Consider the following 3,636-nt stretch of genomic DNA (forward strand, 5'->3'; position numbering starts at 1 on the left):
GACCGGGCCGACGTGTCTCACGCGACCGGCAGCGACAGGTCGGCCTCCGCCGGAAACCCAGTACCCGCAACAGATGCCGCAACGACACCCAAACGGCCGATCGCCTCCCTGAGCACTTCGGGCGACTGCGTGTACGGCACTCGGAGCATCTGCTCGCAGCCCCCGTGCACCGCGAACCGCGGACCGGGCACGAGCCGCACCCCGTGGTTCTGCGCCATCACGGCGATCCGCGTGCTCACCGGCCCGTCGAGCGCGCACCACAGCCCGAGTCCGCCGGACGGGACCTCGAAGCTCCACTGTGGACAGTGTTCGCGCAGTGCCGCGACCGCCACGTCCCGCTGCGCCCGCGCCTCCTCGCGGCGTTGCCGCAGAACGCTTTCCGGCGACTCCAGCAGCGCGGCGACCACCAGCTGCTCGAACACCGGCGTGCCCAGGTCGATCGCCGCCCTCGTCGACAGCAACCGGTGCACGACGTCGGCCGATGCCCGGATCCACCCGATGCGCAGCCCGCCCCAGTGCGACTTGCTCGCAGACCCCAGCGTCACCACCGACTCGCCGCCGAACGCGGCCATCGGCAGCGGTGCCGGCGAGTCGTCCAGCGACAGCTCCACCAGGGTCTCGTCGACGACCAGCGGGGTGCGGGCTTTGCGCAGCACGGCCGTGAGCGCCTCCCGCGACTGCGACGACATCCGCAGCCCGGTCGGGTTCTGGAAGTCGGGGATCAGGTAGGCGAGCCGGGGCCCGGCCTGCCGCAGCGCGGCCTCGAACCCGTCCACGTCCCAGCCGTCGGCCGACATCGGCACGGGCACCGGGATCGCGAACGCCGCCCGCACCGCCTCCAGCGCGTTGGGGTAGCTCGGCTGCTCCACCAGCACCCGGTCGCCGGGCCCGACGAAGAGCCGCAGCAACAGCGCCCACGCGTGCTGGGCGCCCGAGGTCACCACGATTTGGTCGGGCGAGGTCGGCAGGCCACGGGCCGCGTACCGGTCGGCGATCCGCTGCCGCAGCACCGGCAGTCCGCGCTCGTCGTACCCGTGCGACGCGAGCTGTTCCGGCATCCGGGCCATCGCGTCCTCCAGCGCGTGCCGCACGGACGGCAGTGCGGCAGGCGCGGCACGGGACAGGTCGATCAGCGTGTCGTCGGCGACGGTGATGCCCCCTCCCGCCCCGACCGGTCCGCTGATCCACGACCCGGCCCCGCGCCGCGACTGCACCACCCCCTCGGCGCGCAGCTGGTCGAACGCCGCGGTGATCGTGGTGCGGCTCACGGGCAGCACCTCGGTGAGCTCGCGCTCGGACGGCAACCGCGTCCCGACGGGCAGCCGGCCGTCCGCGACCAGCAGTTTCATCGCCGTGACGAGGTCGGCCGAACACTGCCGGGGAATCCCGCGACGCCACGACCCGAGCAGCTTCTCGAGCCGCGCACCCGAAATACGTCCACCTGGTGGGAGCATGAAGCCAATTATCCCGGATTGGCTATGGATTACCAGGCCAATCGAAGCGCAAGATGGCCACATGGCCACATCGACCTCACTCGACCAGGTCTCCGTCCGGGTTGCCCCCGCCCGCCGTCTCCCCCAGCTCCTCGCAGGTCTGTGGCTCTACGGCGCGAGCATGGCGATGCAGATCCGCGCGACCCTCGGCCTGAACCCGTGGGACGTGCTGCACGAGGGTCTCGAGAAGCGCACCGGCCTGAGCTTCGGTCTCATCACCGCGATCACCGGCGTGCTGGTGCTGCTGGTGTGGATCCCGCTGAAGCAGAAACCCGGCATCGGCACCATCGGCAACGTCGTGCTCGTCGCCGTCAGCGTCGACGTGTCCCTCGCGATCATGCCCGCGCCGGAAGGGCTGCTGCCGCGGATCGCGCTCATGACGGCCGGCATCGTGCTCAACGCCGTGGCGTTCGCCGCGTACGTCGGCTCCCGGCTCGGCGCAGGCCCGCGCGACGGCATGGTGACCGGCTTCTGCCGCCGCACGGGCGTGTCCCTGCGCCTGACCAGGACCGTGATCGAGCTGGTCGTGCTCGGCACCGGCTGGCTGCTCGGCGGCACGGTCGGCGTCGGCACGATCCTCTACGCGCTCGGCATCGGCCCGCTGTCGCAGCTCTTCCTGCCCGCGCTCACCTGGCGCGAGCGCTCGCGGCCCGCTTGCGGATCTCCCCGTACGTGACCCCTCGCTCGGTCAGCACCTCGGCCACGATCCCCCTGCCCTGCAGCAACGCCAGCACGACGTGCTCACTGCCCAGGTAGTTGTGGCCGAGGTCGCGCGCCTCGCGCAGCGACCTCTCCAGCGCCTTCTTGAAGTCCGCCTCCAGCGGCATCCCGAACCACCGCCTGCGCGGACCCGGCCGCAGCACACCGGCCCCGAGCGACTGCTCGACCGAGTCGATCACCTTCTCGACGTCGATCCCCAGGCCCCGCAACGCCTCCGCGTCGGCCTTGGTCAGCCCGCCCTTGCGCCGGTAGTCCCGGAACGCCGTCTCGAGCTCGCCGCGCGGCAGGTCGAACCCCGCCAGCACAGGCGCGTCGAGCAGCGCCAGCAGCAGGTGCTCCACCCCGACCTCGCCGGCGTGGACCCGTTCCGCCTCCGCGACGGCGGTCTTGACCGCCTCCCGGGCTTCCTTAGTGAACCGTTCCGCGATCATCATCGACCCCCGTGCTTCTTGTGCACCGCCTGGCGGGAGACCCCGAGCTCCGCCGCGATGTCCTGCCACGACCAGCCCTGGGCCCGCGCGCTGCGGACCTGGACGGCCTCCAGGTGTTCCAAAAGTCGCCGCAGCGCGGTGACGGCCCGCAACCCGACCAACGGGTCGCGGTCTCCTGCCGCCGTGGCGAGATCCGTCGCTTCAGTCATGCTGTCAACGTACGTTGACACACGCGATCCGTCAACCGAGGTTGACAGCTACGTTGGGGACGTGAAGATCGAGACCGCGGAACAGGGCGCGCCGGGCCGCGCTTCCGAAGATCGGATCCGCGTCACCCCCAACGCCGTCGTCGTCCTGGACGGCGTCACCTCGCGGACAAGGCCACCCGACCGCAACGGCGGCTGGTACGCCACGAAGCTCGCCGACGAACTCGTCCGGCTGCTCGACGACGCCGGCCCGCTGACCGACCTGCTGGCGCGGGCCATCGAGAACCTCGTCGCGGAGCACGACCTCGTCCCCGGCGACTCACCGTCGTCGACGGCGTCGATCGTGCGGTGGAACGACGAGACGATCGACGCGCTCGTGCTGTGCGACACCCCGGTCGTCGCGTTCGGACAGTCGACCTGCGTGCTCGAGGACACCCGGCTGCAGGACCTCCGGTCGCAGCCGGACATCCTGGCGTGGAAGAACAAGCCGGACGGGTGGTGGGTCGCGGAGGCCGACCCCGTCGCGGGACACCGGGCCGTGACGGCGAGCTGGCCGCGGGCCGAAGTCGCGAAGGTGATCGCTCTCACGGACGGCGTCTCGTGTGGAGTGTCGGAGTACGGGCTCTTCCCGTGGGAGGACCTCGCGGAATTGCCACTGGGCGAAGTGCTCGACCGAATCCGGGAAGCCGAACGCGCCGATTCGGAACACCGGCGGTGGCCCCGCTACAAAACGCACGACGACCAGGCGATCGTGCGAATCACGACATGACGAAAGAAGCCCCGCAG

Annotated in this window: 5 protein-coding genes; 2 read left to right on the forward strand and 3 right to left on the reverse strand. The window is 71.1% G+C overall.

Features of this window, described 5'->3' with window-relative positions; all coding sequences use genetic code 11:
- Nucleotides 1–17: 17 nt before the first annotated feature.
- Nucleotides 18–1,454 (reverse strand): PLP-dependent aminotransferase family protein, encoded by a 1,437-nt coding sequence (locus ACFWGZ_RS40195; protein WP_382456833.1) that lies wholly within the window; start codon nucleotides 1,452–1,454, stop codon nucleotides 18–20.
- A 61-nt stretch (nucleotides 1,455–1,515) separates the two neighbouring features.
- Here ACFWGZ_RS40195 and ACFWGZ_RS40200 point away from each other — a divergent pair, with 61 nt between their 5' ends.
- Nucleotides 1,516–2,169, forward strand: coding sequence for a YitT family protein (locus ACFWGZ_RS40200; protein WP_382456834.1), 654 nt, complete (start codon nucleotides 1,516–1,518; stop codon nucleotides 2,167–2,169).
- Here the strand turns inward: ACFWGZ_RS40200 and ACFWGZ_RS40205 are convergent.
- Both ACFWGZ_RS40205 and ACFWGZ_RS40210 read right to left on the reverse strand, forming a co-directional pair.
- Nucleotides 2,120–2,647: a Clp protease N-terminal domain-containing protein gene (locus ACFWGZ_RS40205; protein WP_382456835.1), complete on the reverse strand. Its 528-nt coding sequence runs from the start codon at nucleotides 2,645–2,647 to the stop codon at nucleotides 2,120–2,122. The genes ACFWGZ_RS40200 and ACFWGZ_RS40205 overlap by 50 nt on opposite strands.
- Nucleotides 2,644–2,853 (reverse strand): helix-turn-helix domain-containing protein, encoded by a 210-nt coding sequence (locus ACFWGZ_RS40210; RefSeq protein ID WP_382456836.1) that lies wholly within the window; start codon nucleotides 2,851–2,853, stop codon nucleotides 2,644–2,646. Before ACFWGZ_RS40210 ends, ACFWGZ_RS40205 begins: the two co-directional genes overlap by 4 nt.
- A 61-nt stretch (nucleotides 2,854–2,914) precedes the next feature.
- Between ACFWGZ_RS40210 and ACFWGZ_RS40215 the strand changes: the two genes are divergently transcribed.
- A complete protein-coding gene (locus tag ACFWGZ_RS40215) occupies nucleotides 2,915–3,619 on the forward strand; it encodes a hypothetical protein (RefSeq protein ID WP_382456837.1) in 705 nt (234 codons plus the stop codon).
- The last annotated feature ends 17 nt before the right edge of the window (nucleotides 3,620–3,636 follow it).

Source organism: Lentzea sp. NPDC060358 (assembly GCF_042725365.1).
Lineage (GTDB): Bacteria > Actinomycetota > Actinomycetes > Mycobacteriales > Pseudonocardiaceae > Lentzea.

Coding starts and splice junctions, on each gene's coding strand:
- ACFWGZ_RS40210 (WP_382456836.1), bottom strand. CDS start 2,853: ATGACTGAAGCGACGGATCTCGCCACGGCGGCAGGAGACCGCGACCCG.
- ACFWGZ_RS40200 (WP_382456834.1), top strand. CDS start 1,516: ATGGCCACATCGACCTCACTCGACCAGGTCTCCGTCCGGGTTGCCCCC.
- ACFWGZ_RS40195 (WP_382456833.1), bottom strand. CDS start 1,454: ATGCTCCCACCAGGTGGACGTATTTCGGGTGCGCGGCTCGAGAAGCTG.
- ACFWGZ_RS40205 (WP_382456835.1), bottom strand. CDS start 2,647: ATGATGATCGCGGAACGGTTCACTAAGGAAGCCCGGGAGGCGGTCAAG.